Source organism: Streptomyces sp. NPDC006294 (genome assembly GCF_042870895.1).
Lineage (GTDB): Bacteria > Actinomycetota > Actinomycetes > Streptomycetales > Streptomycetaceae > Streptomyces.
On sequence record NZ_JBIAHV010000015.1, the window covers coordinates 136693 to 159991 of the forward strand.

Here is a 23299-nt window from a genome sequence, read left to right on the forward strand (position 1 = left end):
TGATGCATTTCCGGCCAGGCATATGGTGGACGGCATGACAGATCAGGCCCCGCGCCCGGAGGATGAAATTCCGGGCAAGCCCACTTCGGCGTCCCGTACCACCCTGAGCCACATCATGACCGGCAGTGACACGAATCTCCTCGGCACCGTGCACGGCGGCGTGATCATGAAACTGGTGGACGACGCCGCCGGAGCGGTCGCCGGCCGGCACTCGGGCGGGCCCGCGGTCACCGCCTCGATGGACGAGATGGTGTTCCTCGAGCCGGTCAGGGTGGGTGACCTGGTCCATGTGAAGGCGCAGGTCAACTGGACGGGCCGGTCGTCGATGGAGGTCGGCGTACGGGTCCTGGCCGAGCGCTGGAACGAGTCGACGCCGGCGACACAGGTCGGCAGCGCGTACCTCGTCTTCGCGGCCGTGGACGCGGACGGCAAGCCCCGTCCCGTACCGCCGGTGACGCCGGAGACGGAACGGGACCGGCGGCGCTACCAGGAGGCGCAGATCCGGCGCACGCACCGGCTGGCCAGGCGGCGGGCGATCCGGGAACTGCGGGAGAAGCGCGCGGCCGACGGCATGGAGGACTGAGCGCCGCCCGGGGCCCCGCCCTCCGATTTCGGCCCCGGCCCGCCCCCGACTCCGGCCGGGCCCGGCCCGGCGTTACGGGCAGACGACCTGGTCGCCCGTCACCGCGCCGAACTCCCCGCGGTGCGTCTCCCGGGCCCGCACCGCCGCGACGCCCTTGTAGTCCGTGCCCGCCATCACCTTCAGCGTGGCGCCCTGGCCCTTCACCGGGCGCAGCTCCGCGCCCGGCAGCGCGGCCTGGAGCGACTTCGCCGAGCGGTCCCAGCGTGGGTCGTACGTCACATAGGTCTTCTTCACCTGGCCGCTGTCGCCGTTCCGCGGGGCGCGGGTCGTGTCGAAGCCCATGCCGTGCAGCGCCTTGTCGACCTTGTCCCCGAGGCCCGTGACGTGCGTCCCGTTGTAGACCTGCACCCGGATCTGCTTCGGGTCGACGTCGACGGCGGTGGCCTTGGGGCGCTTCGGGCGGTGCGGTGCCAGCGGCTTGTCGTGGCGCAGCAGGTCGAAGAGCTTCTTCGCCTTGGCGTCGTCCCACTTCACGGTGGAGCCGACGCCCTTGACGCGGAAGTCGACGTCGCCGACGGGCACGGACGTGAACTCGGAAGAGGCCGGGGAAAAGTTCCGCATGGCCCTGCCGAGGCCGAGCATCTCGCGGGTGCCGAAACCCTTGTCGGCGCGGACCGCGCCCAACACGGTCGAGGTGACCTTCCGGAACTTCACCGGGTTGAGCAGCACACCGCCGCTGGTCGCCCGGTCGACGAGCGCCGCCAGGAAACGCTGCTGGCGCTGCATCCGCCCCAGGTCGGCCGCGCCGTCGACATGGCGCGAGCGCACGTACTGCAGCGCCTGGCCGCCGTTCAGCTTGTGGGTGCCGACCGGCAGGTCCAGGCCGGTGTGCGAGTCCTTCATGGGCCGCGCGGTGCAGACCTCCACACCGCCGACCACGTCGACCGTCTTCATGAAGCTGGTGAAGTCCACCTCGAGATAGTGGTGGATCTTCACCTTGGTCATGCTCTCGACCGTCCGCACGGTCAGGGCGGGACCGCCCTCCGCGTACGCGGCGTTCAGCTTCACCGGGTGCGGCTTGTGGTGCTTGCCGGTGGTGGTGTCGGTGTGCGCCGGGATCTCCGCGTAACTGTCCCGGGGGAGACTCACGACGCTGGCCCGCTCCCGGTCCTGCGAGACGTGCACCAGCATGACCGTGTCCGTGCAGTTGCAGGGTGCGCCGCCGAGCCGGTACTTCTTCCGCTCCGCCGCGGTGATCCTGTCGCGGCCGTCGGTGCCGACGATCAGGATGTTCGTGCCGCGGCCGCCCTCCGGGCGGTTCTTCATGTCGCGGAACGGGTCGACCCGGTCGATCCCGGTGTCGAGACCGGTGACCACGGCGTGCCCGATGCCGCCGACGCCCAGCACCAGCACCGAGAGAGATGTCACGATCCGCATGCCCCAGTGCCGCGGCCGCGCGGGGCGCCCGTCCCGCCGTACCGGCCGTCCGCCACCGCCGCCCGCCCGCCGAGCCGCCGGCCCTGCCGTCCGACGTGCGGCGGGCCGCCCGTTGCCGCCGCGCTGCGGGGCCGGACGGGGGCGGGGACGCGGGCGGGGCGGTGGGGGCAAGAGGACACCTCCGCGGACGACAGGGGATTCCCCGCACCGTAGGCCCATACGATCTGCGGCACCGGCCGCCGCGCCTGGGTGTCCCCCGTTCGCGGTAACGTGGCGGGCGATGAACGCCACGCCCGCTGTCTCCGTGATCATGCCGGTCCTCAACGAGGAGCGGCATCTGCGCAACGCCGTCCGCCACATCCTCGAGCAGGAGTACGACGGAGAGATGGAGGTGGTGATCGCCCTCGGACCGTCCACGGACCGCACCGACGAGATCGCCGCCGAGCTCGTACGGGAGACCGCATCCCATGAACGAGCCCGGGTCCACACCGTGCCGAACCCGACCGGCCGCACCCCCGCCGCGCTGAACGCGGCGATCAACGCATCGCGCCACCCCGTCGTGGTCCGCGTCGACGGGCACGGGATGCTCTCGCCGAACTACATCGCGACCGCGGTCCGCCTGCTCGACGAGACCGGCGCGCAGAACGTCGGCGGCATCATGCACGCCGAGGGTGAGAACGCCTGGGAGGACGCGGTCGCCGCCGCGATGACCTCCAAGATCGGCGTCGGCAACGCGGCGTTCCACACCGGCGGCCAGGCCGGCCCGGCGGAGACGGTCTACCTCGGGGTGTTCCGCCGCGAGGCGCTGGAGCAGCAGGGCGGGTACAACGAGGAGTTCATCCGCGCCCAGGACTGGGAGCTGAACTTCCGCATCCGCGAGGCCGGCGGGCTGATCTGGTTCTCTCCGGAGCTGAAGGTCCAGTACCGGCCGCGGCCGTCCGTGCGGGCGCTCGCCAAGCAGTACAAGGACTACGGCCGCTGGCGCCACGTCGTCGCCCGCTACCACCAGGGCTCGATCAATCTGCGCTACCTGGCCCCGCCGACCGCCGTGTGCGCCATCGCCGCAGGCGTCGTCGCCGGTGTCGCGCTGACCCCGTGGGCGTTCGTCGTCCCCGGCGGTTACCTCGCGGCGATCACCGCGGGCTCGCTCCCGGCGGGCAGGGGCCTCTCGCTGAAGGCCCGCCTCCAGATCCCGGTGGCACTGGCGACGATGCACATGTCGTGGGGGTACGGCTTCCTCACGAGCCCGCGCTCGCTGGCCAAGAAGGTCATCGCCAGCAGGCGCCCCTCGGTCAAGACCGCGGCCTGACGCTCGTAGGCACAGCTCGTAGGCACAGCTCGTAGGCACATCGCGTAGGCACAGCTCGTACGGCCATGAGGAAGGGCCCGGTCACGGCGACCGGGCCCTTCCTCATGGCCCTGCTACCAGGTGAAGCCGTCCTGCACCGGCATGCACTCGTCTTCCTTGTCGCCCCGGAGGACGTTCGCGGTGTCCGGGGTCTTGTTGTCCGGCTTGGCTGACGACTTCGGATAGGTGTCGCCCTCCCGCCAGTCCGCGCCGACGATCAGCTGGATGCCCGTGGCGTCCGTGGACCTCTTCACCGAACTCTGCGGAATCCCCAGCGCCTTGGCGACCGCCTGCGCGTCGCCCTCCAGCTCGGCGTTGGAATACAGCACGACCGTCGTCTTCTGCGGGTCGAGCGTCGTGTCGGGCTTGGCCAGGTCGAAGCCCTTGTCGGTCAGCAGGCCCGTGACCGCCGTCGCGCGGCCCTGCTCGGCGAACTGCCCGTCGCCACCCGTGCCGTTGCGCACCATGACCGGGATCTCCGCGGGCGCGGCGGCCGGGTCCTTGGACGCGGCGGGCTTGGCCGGGGGTTTCTTCGGCGCCTTGCCGTCCAGCGGAACGTCCTCGCGGACCATGCGGAACAGCTGCTCGGCGTCGCCCGGCATGGGCTCGACCTTGCCCTCGAGACCGGGCCGCGTGCTGTACCTGTTCGGCATGGTGGTCATCGTGATGCGGGCGTTCGGCACGCTCTTGAGCTGGGTGCCCAGGTCGTAGAGGTCCTTGACCGTGTCGATGCCCTTGTCGACGGTGAGCGAGTCGATAGCGGCCTCGGCGAGCTTGCGCAGCTTGTTCGGATCGGTGAGCTTGGTGTTCTTGCGCAGCTCGCGGATCATCGAGTTCATGTACATGTGCTGACCGTGCGCGCGGGCCAGGTCGGTGCCGTCCTTGAATCCGTAGCGGGTGCGCAGCCACTGCAGGGCCTGTTCGCCCTGGATGTAGGTCGTGCCCTTCTCCAGTTTCAGGCCGGAGCCCTCGCCCTTGGCGTTGCGTGAGTGGATGTTCTGTTCGACGCAGACCGGCACGCCGCCGATCGCGTCGGCCATCGAGACCACACCGGCGAAGTCGATCATCATGAAGTGGTCGATCGTGATACCGGTGAGCTCGTACCAGGTGGCGACCGTGCATCCCGGCCCTCCGCGGCCCAGTGACTCATTGGTGAGCGCGAGTTCGGAGGAGGGATACGTCTTCTCGGGTGCGTCAGGGTCGGTGCACTCCGGGATCTTCACCAGCGTGTCCCGAGGCATGCTGACGACCGAGATGTTGCTGCGGTCCGCCGAGAGGTGCACCAGCATCTGGACGTCGGCGAGCGGCGCCGCGTTGAACGTCTTCTTGGCGCCGCCGAGCTTCTGGTTCGCCTTGGAGTCCCGGGCGTCGGAGCCGATCAGCAGGATGTTCAGCGGTGTCTGACCGGCGGCGTTCGCCTTGTGGTCGGGCATCGCGCTGCCGAGCGTGAGGTCGTCCTTCTGGAGCTTGCTGTTCAGGTACTCGTAGTAGAGGTATCCCGCCCCGGCGGTGCCGAGCACCACCACCGACACCGTGATCGCGATGCCGCGGAGTATCCGGCGTTTGCCGCGCTTCGCGCGCCGCCGGGAACCGCCGCGCCGGTGACCGCCGCCGCTGCCGTCCGCGTCCGGCGCGCGGCGCGGGACCCGGTCCTCGTCCGGAGCCGTACGGCTCCTGGGGACACGTCCGGCCCCCTCGCCGTACTGTCCGCCGTCCCGGTCGGGACCGCCGGGCTCCGCCCCGTGTTCCCGGGTCCCCTCCCCACGCACGCTGTTCCGTCCCACCCCTGGTTCCCCCCGTATTCAGGCCCGCGCCATGAGCCGTCCTTGCGACGTCACTTGGCGCAGATCTTCTTGTCGGCTTCCACTCGCGTCACGTCGTCCGGCAGCTTCGCCGGACCCGTGATGGGCACCCCTGCCCCCTTGAAGTCGGGCCCGATCGTCAGCGTCATCGCCGCCAGGCCCTCAGCGTCCACGGTGCCGGGCTTCAGCGCGGCAGCCGGCAGACCCATCAGGTCCGCGAGCCTGCGGGCCTGGTCGGCCTGGTTGGGCGCGTACTCCAGCGTCGTCCTGGGGACGTCCGCCGTCGCGTTCCCCTTGTTGGCGGACTTCATCACGCCTTCGGTGTTCTGCAGCCAGTCGAGCGTCTTCTGCGCGGCACCCGTCGGGCCGCCGCCGTTGAGGACGTCGACGCGGACGTCGGACGCCTCGGCCCTGGTGCCCTTGAGGAGGGCGTTCTGCTTGTTCTTGGCCTCCTTCTTCTGCTGCTCGACCTCGGTGAGGGAGACGTCCTCACGGACCATCGTGAACAGCTGTTCGGCCTTGGCCTCGTTGAGGACGACCGTGACCGGTCGGGGCTCGTTCGGGTTGTCGACGACCGGCACGGTGGCGAAGGTCAGGTTCTTCATGTCGAACTTGCCGAGCTCCAGACCCAGGTCGCGGAGTTTGAAGACATCGTCGATCTTCGAGTCGACGGTCAGTGCCTCGGTGCCCGCCTCCGCCAGCTTGAACAGCTTCGACGGGCTGGTGAGCGTGTCGTTCGACTTCAGTTTGCGCATCAGCGAACTGAGGAACTGCTGCTGGATCTTGATGCGGTCGAGGTCGCCCTGGTTGCCGAACGAATGCCGTGTCCGGACGAAGGCGAGGGCCTCCTCGCCCTCTATCTCGTGCTCGCCCGCCGGCAGCTTCAGGTGCGAGTCCGGGTCGTTGACGTCCTTCGCGAGGCAGATGGGAACACCGCCGACCGCCGAGGTCAGGGTCTTGACCGCGTTGAAGTCGGCCACCATGAAGTGGTCCGGCTTGATGCCCGTTATGTCGGTGACCGTCCGCATGGTGCAGCTCGGCGTACGGCCCGACTGACCGAGGCTGATGTTGAAACGCACGTCCCGCTGGCCCGGGATGACCTTGGTGCTGCCGTCGTCCTGGGTGGTCGGGCAGTCGGGGATGTCGGTGATCAGGTCACGCGGGATGCTCAGTGCCGTCGCGTTGGTGCGGTCCTTCGACACATGCAGCAGCACCGTGGTGTCGGCGTGGCCGGGGCTGTTCTTGTCGCCGTAGCCCTCGTTGCCGTCGCCGGTCCGCTTGTCCGTGCCGATCAGCAGGATGTTGATCGCCCGGTCCTTGCTGAAGCCGCCGGTGCCGGCACCGTCGTCCGAGACGGACGTGATGTTCGAGTTCAGATGCTCGAGGTAGAGATAACCGGCGGTCGCGGTGGCGGCCGTCACGAGCGCGAGGGTGCCGCCCGTCCACAGCAGCACCTTCTTCTTGCGCGACTTGGCCTGTTTGCGCTTGCGGCGGCCCGCCTGCTGCTGCGCCGCCCGGCCGCCGGACGTGTCACCGGCGCGACGGCTGCGCTGGCCGGGGACCTCGGTGGCCGGAGTGGCCGTACGGCGCCGGGTACCGGTTCGGGCCGTCGTCTGCTGCGTGGCGACGTCACCGCCGTCGGTCGCCGCGGCTCCGCGGGGACCCGCGCCTCTGGACCGGGAGCCTCTGACGGAGGGGATCGACTGCGGTGCGGATTGGTCCAGTCGCAGTTCGTAGTTGCCGGTCTGCGGGTTGAGTACCCATTGGTCGGCGGGGTCGATCTCGTCCGCCTGCCCACGGCTTTGCGCATCCACGGTTGCTTGAGTCCTCCGTCGGTGCCACGCGAGGCGCCTCCCCCGCAGGCGCTCGGTCCATCGATCCAGCAGTGCGCGACACAGGGTCGGAAGCACCGGATCGCGTCACACTATCCGCCCAGTTCAGCGTCGAGCGACGCCCGTGACAAATTCCACGCTCCTTACAACCGGGCAATCCGCCCATTCCGTCAATACTCTCCGCTTCGGTTTGGCCATCGCTTTACTTGCACATGTCTTCGGCGGCATTGGTGCCGGGGAAAGTGGGTGTCGGACTCGGCCCAGTGGTCCCCTGCGCATCCGGCTCCCCGCTGGCCTCGGCGTCGTCCTGCTCGTCGGTCGGCTCGACGGTGACGGGTTCGTCCTCGCGCAGACTCTCGAAAAGCTGGCCGGCTTCGGGCTGGACAAGTTCGTCCCGATTCGGGTCTGCGGAATGAGGCTGCCGGGGAACGGTGAGAAATTGGACTTTTTCCGTTGGAATGCTGCGAATCGATCGAGTCAGGTCATAAAGGTCCCTGAGTGAGTCCAGACCCGGGTCGGTGGTGATCGACTTGGTCGCCGCTTCGAGCACCGGATACAGCCGCGTCGGATTGAGCAGCACGCCGTTGCTCTGCACCTTCTTGACCAGCGCGCCCAGGAACTGCTGCTGCCGCTCCATCCGCGCGGTGTCACTGCCGTTGCCCAGCGTCTTGCGCGCCCGGACGAAGCCGAGCGCCTCCTCGCCGTGGAGCGTCTGCGGCCCCGCCGGCAGCTTCAGCCGCGCGTCCTTGTCGTCGATCGGCTCCGTCAGACACACCTCGACGCCGTCGACGGCGTTCACCATGTCCTTGAAGCCCCGGAAGTCGATCACCATGTGGTGGTCGATACGGATGCCGGTGAACTTCTCGACGGTACGGATCGTGCAGGCCGCCCCGCCGAACTGGAACGCCCAGTTGAACTGCGCGACCCGCTCCTTCGTACGGTCGCCGCCGCCGTCACCGTCGTCCCCCTTGCCGCAGCTGGGGATCGTGACCACCAGGTCGCGCGGGATCGACATGGCCGTGGCGCTCTTACGGTCGGCCGCGATGTGCAACAGGATCGTGGTGTCGGAACGCTGGCTCCCGTCGTTCTCGTCACGGCCGTACTTGCTGTTGCCCGCACCGGCGCGGGTGTCGGAGCCGAGGAGCAGGATGTTCTGCGCGCCGGCGACGACGGGGGTGGGGCGTTCCTTCTCGTACGTCTTGAGCTCGGCGGCGGCGGTGGTGTCGGTGGTGATGTTGCCGTCGAGCTTCCGGTAGAACCACCAGCCGGCGCCGGCGGCGGCGAGGAGCGCGAGCGACAGCCCGAGCGCGGCCCATCGCATCCAGTGCCGCCGGTGTTTGGCGGCGCCGTCACCGGGTCCGTCCTCGTCACCGGGTCCGCCCGTTCCGGGGCGGCCGCCGTTGGGGCCGCCACCGGTTCCGCCGGCGTCAGGTCCGCCCTTGCCGACGTCGTTGGGTTCGCCTCCGCCACCGGGGTCGCTCTCGCGGGGTTCGGCCGTGTCACCGGGGCCGCTCCGGCCGGCGTCCCCGCCGTCGGGGCCGCCTGCGGCTGCGTTCGGTTCGGTGTCCGGCCCGCGGCCGCCCCACTCCGGGCCCGCGCCGGTGCCGTCCTCGCGGCCGAGGGGCTTGCCGGTGCCCGCCTTGCGGCCCTCACCGGCGCCGGCCGGGTCGGCGGTCCCGGAGGAGGGCGCGGCGCCCGCGGGTCCGTCCGCGCCGGTGCCGGCCGTGTCGCCCTCGCTCATGTCCGCCGCGTCGGACCCCGCAGCGACTTCGGGCGTGCCGCCCTCGTCCGCGGCAGCGGATCCCGCGATGGCGGGCCGGGTGGCTGCCGGGCGCTCGGGGTCGGCGTCCTCGTCCGCCGCGGCGGACCCCGCGGACCCGGTGCCGGCCTTGTCCGTCACGTGTGCGTCCATCCTTCATGGCGTCGGCGGCGCGCTGGGCCGCCGATCGCTGGTCTAGACGGCTGAGCCCGGCGCTTGGTTGTGCGTTGAAGCACGTTCGTCGCCGATCATCCACCGCACACGGCCGCCGGAGGGGGAGGGCTCGACCCGGTTGTGGGCCACACGAGTGCAGGTCCGAGGCTTGTCATACCGCAGTGCCGGTGACCCGCTCGCTCTCGACCCGCTTCGCCAGTCCGTCCTCGGACAACTCGCCCAGATTCCGGCACAGGACCACGGAGCCGCCGGAAGCCAACGGCGCGAACAGCCCGGCCGACAGTCCGTCCCAGGAGTCGTACGACTTCCCCGACAGCAGCCGCGACCCCGGCCCGAGGCCGAGCCGGTCCGCGTCCGCCCGTGCCCGCCCCACCAGTTCGGCGCCGGTCATCTCGATGTCACCGACGACGAGCGCGGGCTCGTCCGGACCGACCGGCGCGTACGGGGCGAACCGGTCGCCCTGGCCCGGGACTTCGACCGCGTAGTCGGCGTAACCGGCCGGCGGCGTGGGGAAGCGGCGGCCCATCGGCGCCAGCGACAGGGCGATCCGCTCGCCGCCGCAGGCGAGCCCCGCGTCGAACTGCCCGGGCCCGGCCACCACGACGTCCGCGCGCGCCGCGTCACCGCCGACGTCCGCGACCACCCCGACGGAAGAACAGGCCAGCAGCCAGACAGCGCTCTGCCAGTGCGCCGGCAGCAGCAGCGCGAGCCGGTCGCCCGGTCCGGCGGCGAGGTCGCCCTGGAGCAGATTCGCCGTCTTCGCCACCCAATTGGCGAAGGTGGCGACGGACAATTCGACGCGCTCACCGGTGGCATCGTCGTAGAAGGTGACCAAGGGGCGCGCGGGGTCCGCGGCGAGCGCGGATCGCAGCAGGTCGGCAGGGGTACGGTCGCTGGCGTTCATCCGCGCAAGCGTACGCGGCCGCCCGCGGCGGGGGCGGCCGCTCGGGTGACGGTGTGCTCCCATCGGGCCGATGGGGCGTCAGCTTTTCGGAGGTTTCCCGGCGAGCGCGGCGCGCTGAGCCGACCCAGGATCCTTCCCATGCGTGGATACCTGGCTTCTTCCGTCGGAGTGGCGTGCGCGACCGCGCTCGTCCTCCCGCTTCCGCTCGCTTCCGGCGCGTTCGCCGCGCCCCTGCCGGCCGCCGCCGTCGCACAGGCCCCGGACGTGCCCGGTTCGACCCAGTCCCTGCCGCTGGAGCCCCGCGGCGCGGCCCCCTCGGAACGCTCCCACGGCACCACCGGTCAAGGACATCGTGAACAGGGCCTTCCCGAACAGGACGTCGACCCCTTCTCCCTCGTCGGCGTGGTCTGGGAGGACGCGCTCACCGAACTCGAGGGCATCGTCGAAGTACGCACCCGCTCCGTCGGCTCCGGCATGTGGTCCGACTGGCAGCACGTCGAGACCCACAACTCGGAGCACGCGGCCGACCCGGGCACCGCCGAGAGCGCGTCTCGTACGGTGCGCGGGTCCACCGCCCCGCTGTGGGTGGGCCCGTCGGACGGCGTGGAGGTGCGCGTACGCGCGGCCGACGGCAGTTCCAGCGAACTGCCCGAGGGGCTGCGCCTCGAACTCGTCGATCCCGGCGACGACCCGGCGGGCGTCGGTCAGTCGACCGGCACGACGCCGGCCGGGGCCGCGGGCGCCGACCCGGCCGTCGCGACCCCGGACCCGGCCGTCGGGAACCCGCAGAACCCCGAGAACCCCGGTGCCGAGCCCGCCGCCGGACGCGGTCCGCTCGGGGGCATCCTGATCCCCGCCCTCAACCAGGCCGACACGGAGGCCGAGGCCGCGGCGGCCGGCGACCTGCTCGCGGGTGACCTCGCGGCCGGCGCCAAGCCGTACATCGGACCGAGGCCCGGCATCGTCACCCGCAAGGGATGGGGCGCCGACGAGTCGTGGCGCGAGAAGCAGTTCGTCTACACGAGCTCGGTGAAGGCCGCGTTCGTTCACCACAGCGCCACCGGCAACAACTACACCTGCGCGCAGGCCCCTTCCGTCATCCGCAGTATCTACCGCTACCACGTCAAGAGCAGCGGCTGGCGCGACATCGGCTACAACTTCGCCGTCGACAAATGCGGAAAAATCTACGAAGGCCGGGCAGGAGGCGTGGCCAAGCCCGTGCTCGGTGCGCACACCCTGGGTTTCAACACGAACAGCACCGGAATCGCCGTACTCGGCACGTACAGTTCCTCCAATCCGCCCGAGGCAGCGGTGACCGCCGTGGCCAAGCTGACCGCGTGGAAGCTGGGGCTGCACGGGATCAACCCGAAGGGCACGGTGACGCTCACCTCGGCCGGCAGCGGCAAGTACGCCAAGGGCGTGAAGGTCAAGCTCAACGCCATTTCCGGACACCGTGACGGATACGCAACGGACTGCCCGGGAAGCCGTCTCTACGGCAAGCTCGGGTCTGCCAGAACGGCGTCGGCCAAGCTTCAGGGCCGCTGACCGGGGACGGGGCCGGGCGCCATCCGCGCGACTCGTAAACTGGCCGGTCACATCGCGACCGCGCCCGGCCCCAGCAGGAAGCAGAGAACGCATTGAACCTGGCCCAAGAAGCGATTCTCCTGGTCGGCGGCAAGGGCACCCGGCTGCGTCCGCTCACCGTCCGTACCCCGAAGCCGATGGTTCCGGCGGCCGGCGTCCCCTTCCTCACCCACCAGCTGGCACGGGCCCGGGCCGCGGGCGTCGAGCACATAGTCCTCGCCACCTCCTATCTGGCCGAGGTCTTCGAGCCGTACTTCGGCGACGGCTCCTCGCTCGGACTGCACCTGGAGTACGTGACGGAGGAGGAACCACTCGGCACCGGCGGAGCCGTCCGCAACGTCGCCTCCCGACTGCGGTCCGGCCCCGACGACCCGGTCCTCGTCTTCAACGGGGACATCCTCACCGGACTCGACATCAAGGCCCTCGTCGACACCCACGGTTCCGCCGGCGCCGACGTCTCCCTCCACCTGACCCGTGTCGACGACCCGCGGGCCTTCGGCCTGGTGCCGACGGACGCGACCGGGCGCGTCACGGCGTTCCTGGAGAAGCCGCAGACGCCCGAGGAGATCGTCACCGACCAGATCAACGCCGGCGCCTATGTGTTCCGGCGTTCCGTCATCGACTCGATCCCGGCGGGCCGGCCCGTCTCCGTCGAACGGGAGACGTTCCCCGAGCTGCTGAGCTCCGGGGCGCACCTCCAGGGCATGGTCGACTCCACGTACTGGCTCGACCTCGGCACCCCGCACGCCTTCGTACGCGGCTCCGCCGACCTGGTGCTCGGCCGCGCCCCGTCCCCCGCCGTGCCCGGCCGGCGCGGCGACCGGCTGGTGCTGCCGTCCGCGACGGTGGCGCCCGGCGCGAAACTCACCGGCGGCACGGCCGTCTGCGAGGGCGCACAGGTCGGCGAGGACGCCAGGATCGACGGCAGCACGGTCCTGGCCGGCGCGGTCGTCGAGCCCGGTGCCGTGATCTCCGACTCACTCGTCGGCGCCGGCGCGCGCATCGGGGCGCGTACGGTCCTGTCCGGCGTGGTCGTCGGGGACGGCGCGGTCGTGGGCGAGGACAACGAGTTGAGGGACGGCGCGCGGGTGTGGTGCGACGCGGTGCTCCCGGCGGGCGCGATCCGTTTCTCCTCCGACCAGTAGGGGCGACCAGTAGCCTGGCCGCATGGCAGGGCGCTTCCGACCGGGTACGAGCCGCGCCACCGTACGCGGTGACGCGGCGCACGCGACCCCCGCCGTCGCTTGCCGTACCCGTCGGTGGGCGCCGCCGTGGCCGCTCGACCTCGGCCTGACTCTCGGCCCGCTGCGGCGCGGCCCGGCCGACCCGACCTTCCATACGACGCCCGACGGCTCCGTCTGGCGCGCCAGCCGCACACCCGCCGGTCCGGGCACGCTCCGGGTCACGATGCGGGCCGGCGCCGTCGAGGCCGAGGCGTGGGGGCCGGGCGCGGAGTGGCTGCTCGACGGGCTGCCCGGCCTGCTCGGGGCGGCGGACGACCCCGAGACGTTCACCCCGCGGCACCGGCTGGTCGCCGCGGCGCGGCACCGCCGGCCGGGGCTGCGGCTGCTGCGGACCGGACTGGTGCTGGAGTCCCTGATCCCGTCGGTCCTCGAGCAGAAGATCACCACGGACGAGGCATACCGGGCCTGGCGGCTGCTGGTCCGCACGCACGGCGAACCGGCGCCGGGCCCCGACCACGGCATGTACGTCATGCCGGACCCGCGCACCTGGGCGCTCATCCCCTCCTGGGAGTGGCACCGCGCCGGCGTCGACCACAAGCGCGCGTCGACGATCCTGCGCGCGGTGAAGGTGGCGCGCCGACTGGAGGAAGCGGCGGCGATGACGCCCGAACAGGGCATGGCCCGGCTGGAGTTGATCCCCGGCATCGGCCCGTGGACGTCTGCGGAGGTCATCCAGCGCAGCAACGGCGCTGCCGACGCGGTCACGGTCGGCGATCTGCACCTGCCGAGGATCGTCGGCTACGCGCTCGCGGGCGAGCGCGACACGGACGACGCGGCGATGCTGGAGCTGCTGTCCCCCTACGCGGGCCAGCGCCACCGCGCGGCCCGCCTGATCCTCCTCGCGGGCCGCATCCCACCGCGCCGCGAGCCGAAGATGCGCCGCGTCGACATCGCCCAGTGGTGACCCCGCTGCCCGGGGGCGCTGCCGCCCCCGGGCCCCCGCGCCTCAATCGCCGGCGGGGCTGGGAGCTTGCCGGTCTCGTCGGGGCGCTGCCCCGAGCCCCGCGCCTCAATCGCCGGCGGGGCTGAAGTTGCCGGGCCACACGCCCCGTGCCTCAGGCACCCGCGGGGGCTGGGTGCTTGCCGGTCTGGTCGAGCCCCGCGCCTCAATCGCCGGCGGGGCTGGATGTGCCCGGCTCGGGCTGGGTGCCGCGCAGCGGCATTTCCAGCCCGGCCGGCGATTGAGGCCACCGCGCGGAGCGCGGTACCGGGCCTGGGCGGAGCCCGGCCCGCACCCCGCCCGCAGGGCGGTACGGGGTCCGGGGCTTGCCCCGGCTTCGGGAAGGGGCGGGTAGGGGAACAAGCCCGCCGCAGGCGCCACCCCCCCGCCCACCTCACCGCACCTCGATGAACTCCGAAGCCCCCCGCACCGCCCGCGCCTTCGGCGCCCCCGCCGCATGACCGATCGCGACCGCCCCCATCGGATCCCACCCCTCCGGCAGCGACAGCACCTCCCGCACCACGTCCCGGCAGAACATCGTCGAGGACACCCACGCCGACCCCAGCCGCTCACCCGCCAGCGCGACCAGGAAGTTCTGCACGCCGGCGCCCGCCGCGACGACGAACATCTCGCGTTCGGCGGCGTCCCGGCGCTCGTCGCCGTAGGTGTGCGCGCCGTCGGTCACGAGGCACGGCACCGCCAAGTAGGGCGCGTTGCGCAGGACGTCCCCGCGGCGGACGCGCTTCGCGATGGACTCCTCGGACTTGCCGTCGCGCCGCAGGTCCGCGATCCACGCGTCGCGCATCGCGTCGAGGAGCCGCAGCCGTGACGCCGCCGATTCGAGCAGGACGAAGCGCCACGGCGTCGTGTGGTGCGGCGCCGGCGCCGTCACCGCGGCCGCGGCCGCGCGCCGGACCGCGCCGCCGTCCACCGGCTCGTCGGTGAACTCCCGCACCGTACGGCGCAGCGTCACCGCCTCCCGTACGGCCTCCGAGGTGCCCAGCCGGAACATGTCGTCGGCCGCGCCGCGGACCAGCGCGCTCGCGCCGTCGTCGGTGTCGGCGACGACGTGCGGCAGGCCGCGTACGACGGCGACCGGCAGTCCGCTGGTCTTGCCCTTCACCAGGTCGCCGGCGGCGGCGAGTTCGTCGGCGGTGGCGACCACGGTCGCGCCCAGCGGATTGCCGTGGGTGTCGGTGCCGCCGCGCAGGTCGTCGAGGACGCGTACGCCCGCCGCGCCGATCGCGACGTCGGTGAGCCCGGCCCGCCAGGGCCGGCCGAAGGTGTCGGTGACGACGACGCCGATGTCGACGCCCAGTTCGTCGCGCAGCCCTGCACGGATCGCACGCGCGGAGGCGTCGGGGTCCTCGGGCAGCAACAGCACGGTCCCGGCGGGGGTGTTGGAGGCGTCGACCCCGGCGGCCGCCATCACCAGGCCCTGCCGGTTCTCGACGATGCGCAGGGGGCCGCGCCGGGCCACGACCCGGACGGTCTCCGCGTCGATCGCGGCCTCGCGGTCCGTCGCCTCGACGATCCTGCCCTCCGCCTTGCTGACGATCTTGGAGGTGACGAGGAGCACGTCCCCGTCGGCCAGCGCGGGCGACGTCGCGGCGATCAGCTTGGCGAGGTTGTCGCCGGGCCGGACCTCGCCGAGTCCGGGCAGCGCCCAGACCCGGTACGAGGCCGGGCTCACGCCCGTACCTCCTCGGCCAGCGCCAGCGCGGCTCGCGCCATCTCCGCGGTCGCGTCCACGTCGGTCATCATCAGCGGCACGGCCCGGCAGACGATGCCCGCCTCCTCGACGCCCGGGACCGCGGCCTCGTCGGCGGTGTCGACGAGCCAGCCGTCGAGCAGCCCGGAGCCGTAGTGCCGGGCGACGGCCGCCGCGGTCGCCTCGACGCCCACCGCGGCGAGCACCTTGTCGGCCATGCCGCGCACGGGCGCGCCGCCGACGATGGGGGAGAGGCCGACGACCGGTACGCCCGCTTCGGCGATGGCCTCGCGGATGCCGGGTACGGCGAGGATGGTGCCGACGCTGACGACGGGGTTGGACGGCGGGAAGAGGATCACGTCCGCGGAGGCGATGGCCTCCAGCACTCCGGGCGCGGGCTTGGCCTGGTCCGCGCCGACCGGCACGACCGCCTCCGCCGCCACGGACGCCCGCAGCCGCACCCAGTACTCCTGGAAGTGGATGACCTTGCGCTCGCCGTCGGTCGTCACGGCGACGTGGGTCTCCACCCGGTCGTCGGACATCGGCAGCAGCCGTACGCCCGGCTGCCACCGGTCGCAGAGCGCCTCGGTGACGGCGCTGAGCGGATAGCCGGCGCTCAGCATCTGGGTACGGACGATGTGGGTGGCGAAGTCGCGGTCGCCGAGGCCGAACCATTCGGGGCCCACGCCGTAGGCCGCGAGTTCGCTCTTGACCTGGAAGGTCTCGTCCTGGCGGCCCCAGCCCTGTTCCTCGTTGATGCCACCGCCGAGGGTGTACATCACGGTGTCGAGGTCGGGGCAGACCTTGAGGCCGAAGAGATGGATGTCGTCACCGGTGTTGCCGATCACCGTGACGTCCGCTTCGGGCGCGGCCTGCTTGAGACCGCGGAGGAAACGGGCGCCGCCGATACCGCCGGCCAGAACCACAATGCGCATGCCGCCATCCTTGCAGGTCCGTCGGGGGCGTCAGACGGGAACGGCCTCGGTGGTGCAGCTGGCGGCGGTGTGCATCGGCATCTCGGTCAGGCCCGGGTAGTAGACGTGCAGGCTCACGGCCGGTTCGAGGGCGTCGTTGACGACCTCGTGTGCGTAGCCCGGTGCGAAGACCCTCTGGGAACCGGAGTTCAGCGAGCGCTCGCCGTGCTCGGTGCGCTCGGTCAGTTCGCCCTGGAGGACGGTGAGCACTCCGGATGAGGGGCCGTGGTCGTGCAGACCGCTGCCCTGGCCGGGGACCCAGCTGAGCAGCCACACCTCGTAGCCGGGGCCGGTGCGCAGCCGGTGGTACCAGCGGGAGGTGGCGTCGTACTCGACGAGGTGCTCCCACTGTCCGCGGTCGGCGGCGATGGAGCGGGCGAGGCCGGCGAACTCGGCCACGGTGGCCGGATGCTCACGGGCGGGCTGGAGCAGGTGCTGGACGGCCAGGATGTCGCCGGCGATCTGGAGGTCGCTGTCGCTGTTCATGGGTGCGGGGGTTCCTCAGCAGGAGTGCATGGGGTGTCGCAGAGCGGAAAGGTGACACAGGGTGCGGGAAGAAGCCGGAGCTCGGAGGCATCAACAGCTGGAACAGCAACAGCAACAGCGCGCCTGGACAGCGCTGCGGAACCCGCGGTGGCGGGTCGCGAGGGGCGCTGAGGTCGCTGGCATGGGATCAAAGGTGACTTGTCCGCTCGTCCACTGTCAACCCAATGACCGATTTGGCGGCAATGTTTCACCTTTTCCGGTCACGGGCGACGGAGAAAGGTTTGTGCAGTCGGGGAGGCGGAGACATGCGGCAGCAACTCCGTCTGTAAACGTCACGGCGGCTCGAAGTGATCGGACTGTGATCCGGATCGCTTCGGGGGTTCGACCGAAACAAGATCGAGCTCTGTGGCGTCTTCCCCTTCGAGGGTGGCGGGGGTGTGGAGCAGGCCGCTGGCATGTGTCACCTTTTTGGTGATTTGCACACTTTCCGCATAGCCTTGGTTCCGCAGAGTGAATACCGGGCCCAATAGCAGATCTCAGCTTGACTGGCCCGGAGCTACACACTTGTAATTTCACTCGTGTCGTTCGGCCGAAATCGATCGCGGCAACATCACGGGGACGCAAAAAGACAGACGAGGGGCGCACATGACCGAGCTGTTCGAACAACTGCTGGTCGAGGACGCGGACGAGGAACTCGGCTGGCAGGAGCGCGCGTTGTGCGCCCAGACCGATCCCGAGTCCTTCTTCCCCGAGAAGGGCGGCTCCACCCGCGAGGCCAAGAAGGTCTGCCTCGCCTGCGAGGTCCGCTCCGAGTGTCTCGAATACGCCCTGAACAACGACGAGAGATTCGGAATCTGGGGCGGACTCTCCGAGCGGGAGCGCCGGCGGCTCAAGAAGGCCGCCGTCTGAACCGCCGCCCGCTCGGCAGCCCGCTCGTCCGGCGAAACGGCACAACCGCGTCAACCAGGTGCATAACGAACGGTCCGCCGTCTGTGGGTTGTCCACAGGCTGCGGACCGTCGACATGTCAGCCGTTAGTGTGGGGCCCCGTCCGTGACGCACCACAGCCCCTACGGGGCGACCCCGGCCGGAGGGCCCGTACCTCAATGTCCGCCACCACAGCCGCGTTTGTCCCGGCAGCCGCGCCCGAGTTCCCGCGGCACGTCGTCACCGCCGTGCTCGTCTCCCACGACGGCGCACGCTGGCTCCCCGACGCCCTCGCCGGACTGATCGGCCAGGAACGCCCCGTGCAGAACGTCGTCGCGGCCGACACCGGCAGCGCCGACGAGTCCGCGCAGCTGCTCACCGACGCCCTCGGCGCCGACCGCGTACTGCACCTCGCCCGCCGCACCGGCTTCGGCACCGCCGTCGAGGAGGCCGTCCGCACCGCCGGCGTCCTCACCGCCGACGACCTGCCGTATCTGAAGCGGCCCAGCGGCTGGGACCCGGTCACCAGGACCTGGCACGACGAGGCATACGAGATGCCCGAGCTGCCGCACGGCGAGCCCGTGCAGTGGCTGTGGCTCCTCCACGACGACTGCTCGCCCGAGCCCGACGCCCTCGCCGAGCTGCTCCGCGTCGCCGACTCCGACGCGTACGCCGCGGTCGTCGGCCCCAAACTGCGCGGCTGGTACGACCGCAGGCAGCTCCTCGAGACCGGCGTCTCCATCGCCAACAGCGGACGCCGCTGGACCGGACTCGACCGCCGCGAGCAGGACCAGGGCCAGCACGACCAGGTCCGCTCCGTGCTGTCCGTCTCCTCCGCCGGCATGCTCATCCGCCGGGACGTCTTCGAGGAACTCGGCGGCTTCGACCGGCGGCTGCCCCTCATGCGCGACGACGTCGACCTGTGCTGGCGCGCCCACTCGGCCGGCCACCGCGTCCTCATCGCCCCCGACGCCGTGCTGCGGCACGCGGAGGCCGCCGCCCGCGAGCGCCGCACCGTCGACTGCGCCGGCCGGTCCGTCGCCGGCCCCCACCGCGTCGACAAGGCGGGCGCGGTCTACACCCTGCTCACCAACACCCGTGGGGCCGCGCTGCCCTACGTACTGCTGCGTGTCGTCCTCGGCACCATGCTGCGCACGCTCGCCTATCTCGTCGGCAAGGTGCCCGGGCAGGCCGTCGACGAGGTCATGGGCCTCTTCGCGGTACTGCTGCGCCCCGAGCGCGTCCTGGCCGGGCGGCGCAGACGGTCCCGGCGGGCGGTCGAGGCCGCCGAACTGCGGCCTCTGTTCCCGCCGCCCGGCGCGACGGTCCGCGCCACGATCGAGCAGGTCGTCTCCAACTTCGGTGGCTCCGACGCGGACTCGGGCGGCTCCCGCCACGGCGCCGTCGAATCCGGACCCGGTGGCGACGACGCCGACTTCATGGAGATCGAGCAGTTCGCCAGGCTCAAGAAGATCGCCCGCAAGCCGGCCCCGCTCCTCTTCGCCGTGCTGCTCGTCGTCTCCCTCGTGGCCTGCCGCGGACTCTTCGCCGGCGGGGCACTGGCCGGCGGCGCCCTGCTGCCCGCGCCCCCGGACGTCCTCGACCTCTGGGGCCGGTACGCGGACGGCTGGCACCCCATCGGCACCGGCGGCACACAGACCGCGCCGCCCTACCTCGCCGTCCTCGCGGTGCTCTCCGCGCTGTTCCTCGGCTCCACCGGCCTCGCGCTGACCGTGCTGCTCGTCTGCTCGGTCCCGCTCGCCGGCCTCACCGCCTACTTCGCCTCCCGGCCCATCGTCGAGTCCCGGCTGCTGCGGGCCTGGGCGAGCGTCGCCTACGCCTTCCTGCCCGCCGCCACCGGCGCGCTGGCCACCGGGCGGCTGGGCACCGCCGTCCTCGCCGTCGTACTGCCGCTCATCGCCCGCACGGCCGTCGCCGCCCACGGGCTGCGCGTCACGGGCGGCGGCCGCGGCAGCTGGCGGGCCACCTGGGCGTACGCGCTGCTGCTCACCTTCGCGATGGCGTTCACCCCGATCGTGTGGCCGATCGCCGTGATCCTCGGCGTCGCCGTCCTGGTGCTGCGGCGCGACGACATCACGGCCTACGGGCTTCGTTTCGTCGCCGCCGTGGGCACCCCCGTGCTCGTCCTCGCCCCCTGGTCGCTCTCCCTGCTGACCGGACCCGCCGGCTTCTTCCGCGAGGCCGGACTCGCCTACGACGGCGGCGCGGCCGGCGCCACCGACCTGCTCGGCATCAGCCCCGGCGGGCCGGGAACCGTCGGCGGCATCCTCATGATCGGCATCGTGCTGGCCGCGCTGGGCGCCCTGCTGCGCGAGGAGCGGCAGTTCGCGATCCGCGCCGCCTGGGCGGTCGCGCTGGTCGCCCTGGTCCTCGCGGCCCTCGTCAACGGCTCCGGTGACGGCGGCACCGGCTGGGCCGGCCCCGCGACGCTCGTCTACGGCATCGCACTGCTCGCGGCCGCCGTGCTCGGCGCCGAGGGCGGCCGCACCCGTGTCGCGTCCCAGAGCTTCGGCTGGCGGCAGCCGGTCGCCGCCCTCGTCGCGCTGGCCGCCGGCCTGGCCCCCGTCATCGCCGCGGCGAACTGGATGGTCAGCGGCGCGGGCGGCCCCCTCGAGCGGCGCGACCCGGTCCAGGTGCCCGCGTTCGTCGCCGAGGAGAGCGACACCCAGGACCAGCCGCGCACCCTGGTGCTCGGCGGCGCCTCGGCCGCCAAGGTCTCGTACACGCTCGTACGCGGCTCCGGCGGCCGCCTCGGCGACGCGGAGCTCACCGAGGCGGCAGGCGACGACGCCCGCCTCGACAAGATCGTCGCCAACCTGGTCGCGGGCTCCGGCGCCGACCAGACCAGCCAGCTCAGCGGCTACGCGATCCGGTACGTGCTGGTGCGCGACGGCGCCCCCCGCGAGACCAGCAGCGTCCTGGACGCCACACCCGGACTGAGCCGGCTCAGTCAGCTCGACGGCAGCGCGCTGTGGCGGGTGGACCGCCAGGTCGCCCGCGCCACGATCGTGAACGGCGAGGACGAACCGCTGCCGGTCGCCTCCGACGCCGTGGAGGCGCACGCCAAGATCCCCGTCGGCGGATCCGGTCGCATCCTGCGCATCGCCGACCGCGCCGACGAGGGCTGGCAGGCCACCCTCGACGGACGCCCGCTCAAGAAGACCACGGTCGACGGCTGGGCCCAGGGCTTCGAGCTGCCCGCGCAGGGCGGTCGGCTGGAGCTGACGTTCGAGGCCCCCGCCACGCACACGGCGTGGATCTGGACCCAGGGCTTCCTGGCACTCGTGCTGGTGGTGCTCGCCCTCCCCGGGCGGCGCCGGGAGATCGACGACGACCTGCCGGACGAGCCGGTCGCCGTACCGGACCAGCCGGTCTCGGGCGAGGGCCGCAGGGCGCGCAGACTGCGGGCCCAGGCGGAGACCGAGGCCGCCGAGGCGGAAGCCGGCGGCGAGCCCGTGGAGCCGCAACCGGACCCGCGGGGCGCGGAGCAGCCCGCGCCGTACGCGGCGGTGCCGCCGCAGCAGCAGCCCGGCGAGTGGGACGCGCAGACGTACACCGACACCGGCTACGGGACGCCGTACGGCCAGGGCGGGTACCGGGACGCCCCGTACGCGGACGGCCAGGGCTACGGCGACGGGCAGGGCTACGGCGACGGGCAGCAGCAGTACGGCGGGGACCGGACGTACGGCGACCCCCAGTACCAGCAGCCGTACCAGGGCGACCAGTACCAGGGCGACCAGTACCAGGGCGACCAGTACCAGGGCGACCAGTACCAGGGCGGGTCCTACGGCGACGGGCAGCAGTACCAGCCGTACCCGCAGGACGGTCAGTACGGGACCGACGGTCAGTACCAGTCCGGCGGCTCCTACCAGCAGGACGGGCAGTACGACCCGTACTACGGCGGACCCGACGGCGCCCCGAACGGCGACCCGTACCCAGAACCCCCGGCGCAAGCCCCCGGCACGACGCGAGGCGAGTCAGAGTGAAGCGCACGACCATCTCACTGATCGCGGTCGCCACGGCCCTCGCCGCGGTCACCGGCTTCGCCTCGCTCACGGCCCCCGGGGGCGAGACCGAGCCGGCGGCCGCGGCTCCGGTCCGCCTGCCCGTCGAGCGCACCAGCCTGCTGTGTCCGGCGCCCAGTACCTCGGACCTGGCGGAGACGCGGTACACGTCGTTCACGCCCGCCGCGAAGGGCGGCGCGTCGAAGCAGAGGTCCGGAGAGGAGGCCGCGGAGGCGGACGCGGCCGAGCTGCGGCCGTCGGCGGTCACCCTGGCCGACCCTGATCCCGACGCGGACAAGGACGGTGACAAGAAGGGCAAGGAGGACGACGCGAAGAAGCCCGCCCCCGACAAGCCCTTCCTCGCCCTCAAGGAGCCCGGCAAGCCCGTCTCCGCCGACGAGGACGGCGGCCAGGCCCCGGCGCTCGTCGGCACGGCCACCGGCAGCCTCGCCCCCGGCTGGACGGCGCAGCAGACCACCACGGTGTCCGCGGGCAGCGGCCGCGGCCTGCTCGGCGTCAGCTGCACCGCGCCGGACACCGACTTCTGGTTCCCCGGCGCCTCGCTCGCCGACAAGCGCCAGGACTATGTGCACCTGACCAACCCGGACGAGGCCACCGCCGTCGTCGACGTCGAGCTCCACGGCAAGGACGGCGCCCTCAAGAGCGCCGTGGCCGAAGGCATCCCGGTCCCCGGCGGAACCGGCGTCCCGGTGCTGCTGTCGACGCTCACGGACGCGAAGGCGGAGGACGTCACCGTGCACGTCACCACCCGCACCGGCCGCGTCGGGGCCGTCGTGCGGTCCATGGAGGAGAACGTCGGCAGCGACTGGCTCAGCGCCTCCGCCGACCCCTCCGGCACCGCCGTCCTCCCCGGCATCCCGGCCGACGCGACCTCGGTGCAGCTCGTGGCCTTCGCCCCCGGGGACAACGACGCGGAGCTGAAGGTGCGGCTGGCGGGCGCCACCGGCACGATCACCCCGGCCGGACACGAGACGCTGCACGTCAAGTCCGGGATGACGGCGAGCGTCGACCTGAAGGACGTCACCCGGGGCGAGCCGGGGTCGCTGATCCTCAGCCCCGCGGACGGCGGCACGGCAAGTGAGGTGGTGGCCGCGCTGCGCGTGACGCGCGGCAAGGGCGACGACAAGGAGATCGCGTTCATCCCGGCCGCCGCGCCGGTGGGCGAGCGCGCCACGGTCGCCGACAACCGCGCCAAGGGCTCCCAGCTGTCACTGACGGCGCCGGACAAGGACGCGAAGGTGAGGGTGACCGCGTCCCCGGGCACGGAGGGCGGCGCCCAGGTCGTCAAGGAGTACACCGTGAAGGCGGGCACGACGACGGCGGTCCCCGCACCCGCGCCGACCGGCCTCAAGGGCGCGTACGCGCTCACGGTGGAGACGGTGTCCGGAGGCCCGGTGCACGCGTCGCGGATGCTGGAGATCCCAGAGGACGGCATCCCGATGTTCACCGTGCAGACGCTGCCGGACGACCGGGGGACGGTCGCGGTGCCGGAGGCGGAGCAGGACCTCTCGGTGCTGGACGACTGAGGGCCGACCGGCTCTCAGAGCGT

The 23299-nt window shown here is 72.1% G+C and carries 16 protein-coding genes; 8 read left to right on the forward strand and 8 right to left on the reverse strand.

Annotated features, from left to right (window positions below):
* Positions 1-34 precede the first annotated feature (34 nt).
* Positions 35-583, forward strand: coding sequence for an acyl-CoA thioesterase (locus ACFYOP_RS25955; RefSeq protein ID WP_356894143.1), 549 nt, complete (start codon positions 35-37; stop codon positions 581-583).
* A gap of 72 nt (positions 584-655) precedes the next feature.
* Here ACFYOP_RS25955 and ACFYOP_RS25960 read toward each other — a convergent pair whose 3' ends face one another.
* On the reverse strand, positions 656-2020 hold the full coding sequence (locus ACFYOP_RS25960) for an LCP family protein (protein ID WP_356894141.1): 1365 nt from the start codon (positions 2018-2020) through the stop codon (positions 656-658).
* A gap of 280 nt (positions 2021-2300) precedes the next feature.
* Here ACFYOP_RS25960 and ACFYOP_RS25965 point away from each other — a divergent pair, with 280 nt between their 5' ends.
* The gene (locus ACFYOP_RS25965; RefSeq protein WP_356894139.1) at positions 2301-3329 is read left to right on the forward strand and encodes a glycosyltransferase family 2 protein; all 1029 of its coding nucleotides are present in this window, start codon (positions 2301-2303) and stop codon (positions 3327-3329) included.
* A gap of 113 nt (positions 3330-3442) precedes the next feature.
* Here the strand turns inward: ACFYOP_RS25965 and ACFYOP_RS25970 are convergent, their stop codons facing one another.
* The 4 genes from ACFYOP_RS25970 to ACFYOP_RS25985 form a co-directional block, all read right to left on the reverse strand.
* Entirely contained in the window at positions 3443-5152 is a 1710-nt protein-coding gene (locus tag ACFYOP_RS25970; RefSeq protein WP_356894138.1) for an LCP family protein, read from the reverse strand.
* A gap of 50 nt (positions 5153-5202) precedes the next feature.
* Positions 5203-6984, reverse strand: a complete 1782-nt coding sequence (locus tag ACFYOP_RS25975; RefSeq protein WP_356894136.1) for an LCP family protein — start codon at positions 6982-6984, stop codon at positions 5203-5205.
* Positions 6985-7204: 220 nt separating this feature from the next.
* Complete coding sequence (locus tag ACFYOP_RS25980) at positions 7205-8743, reverse strand: LCP family protein (RefSeq protein WP_388452963.1); 1539 nt, start codon at positions 8741-8743, stop codon at positions 7205-7207.
* Between the two features lie 343 nt (positions 8744-9086).
* Positions 9087-9839, reverse strand: a complete 753-nt coding sequence (locus ACFYOP_RS25985; RefSeq protein ID WP_356894132.1) for a TIGR03089 family protein — start codon at positions 9837-9839, stop codon at positions 9087-9089.
* A 138-nt stretch (positions 9840-9977) separates the two neighbouring features.
* Here ACFYOP_RS25985 and ACFYOP_RS25990 point away from each other — a divergent pair, with 138 nt between their 5' ends.
* The 3 genes from ACFYOP_RS25990 (at position 9978) to ACFYOP_RS26000 (ending at position 13571) form a co-directional block, all read left to right on the forward strand.
* Complete coding sequence (locus ACFYOP_RS25990) at positions 9978-11384, forward strand: peptidoglycan recognition protein (RefSeq protein ID WP_356894130.1); 1407 nt, start codon at positions 9978-9980, stop codon at positions 11382-11384.
* A 92-nt stretch (positions 11385-11476) separates the two neighbouring features.
* Positions 11477-12568 (forward strand): NDP-sugar synthase, encoded by a 1092-nt coding sequence (locus ACFYOP_RS25995; protein WP_356894128.1) that lies wholly within the window; start codon positions 11477-11479, stop codon positions 12566-12568.
* Between the two features lie 22 nt (positions 12569-12590).
* Positions 12591-13571 carry a DNA-3-methyladenine glycosylase 2 family protein gene (locus ACFYOP_RS26000; RefSeq protein WP_356894126.1) on the forward strand — a complete coding sequence of 327 codons (981 nt, stop codon included), beginning with the start codon at positions 12591-12593 and terminating at the stop codon, positions 13569-13571.
* Positions 13572-14001: 430 nt separating this feature from the next.
* Here the strand turns inward: ACFYOP_RS26000 and ACFYOP_RS26005 are convergent, their stop codons facing one another.
* The 3 genes from ACFYOP_RS26005 to ACFYOP_RS26015 are packed head-to-tail and all read right to left on the reverse strand — an operon-like array spanning position 14002 to position 16778.
* The gene (locus tag ACFYOP_RS26005; RefSeq protein ID WP_356894124.1) at positions 14002-15300 is read right to left on the reverse strand and encodes a coenzyme F420-0:L-glutamate ligase; all 1299 of its coding nucleotides are present in this window, start codon (positions 15298-15300) and stop codon (positions 14002-14004) included.
* Positions 15297-16253 carry a 2-phospho-L-lactate transferase gene (cofD, locus tag ACFYOP_RS26010; protein ID WP_356894122.1) on the reverse strand — a complete coding sequence of 319 codons (957 nt, stop codon included), beginning with the start codon at positions 16251-16253 and terminating at the stop codon, positions 15297-15299. The genes ACFYOP_RS26005 and cofD overlap by 4 nt, the downstream gene beginning before the upstream one ends.
* 30 nt (positions 16254-16283) lie before the next feature.
* The gene (locus ACFYOP_RS26015; RefSeq protein WP_356894120.1) at positions 16284-16778 is read right to left on the reverse strand and encodes a cysteine dioxygenase family protein; all 495 of its coding nucleotides are present in this window, start codon (positions 16776-16778) and stop codon (positions 16284-16286) included.
* A gap of 645 nt (positions 16779-17423) precedes the next feature.
* Between ACFYOP_RS26015 and ACFYOP_RS26020 the strand changes: the two genes are divergently transcribed.
* The 3 genes from ACFYOP_RS26020 (at position 17424) to ACFYOP_RS26030 (ending at position 23276) form a co-directional block, all read left to right on the forward strand.
* A complete protein-coding gene (locus ACFYOP_RS26020; protein WP_053557226.1) occupies positions 17424-17687 on the forward strand; it encodes a WhiB family transcriptional regulator in 264 nt (87 codons plus the stop codon).
* 196 nt (positions 17688-17883) lie between these two features.
* Entirely contained in the window at positions 17884-21711 is a 3828-nt protein-coding gene (locus ACFYOP_RS26025) for a glycosyltransferase (RefSeq protein ID WP_356894118.1), read from the forward strand.
* Positions 21708-23276, forward strand: coding sequence for a DUF5719 family protein (locus ACFYOP_RS26030; protein WP_356894116.1), 1569 nt, complete (start codon positions 21708-21710; stop codon positions 23274-23276). Before ACFYOP_RS26025 ends, ACFYOP_RS26030 begins: the two co-directional genes overlap by 4 nt.
* Positions 23277-23299: the final 23 nt, after the last annotated feature.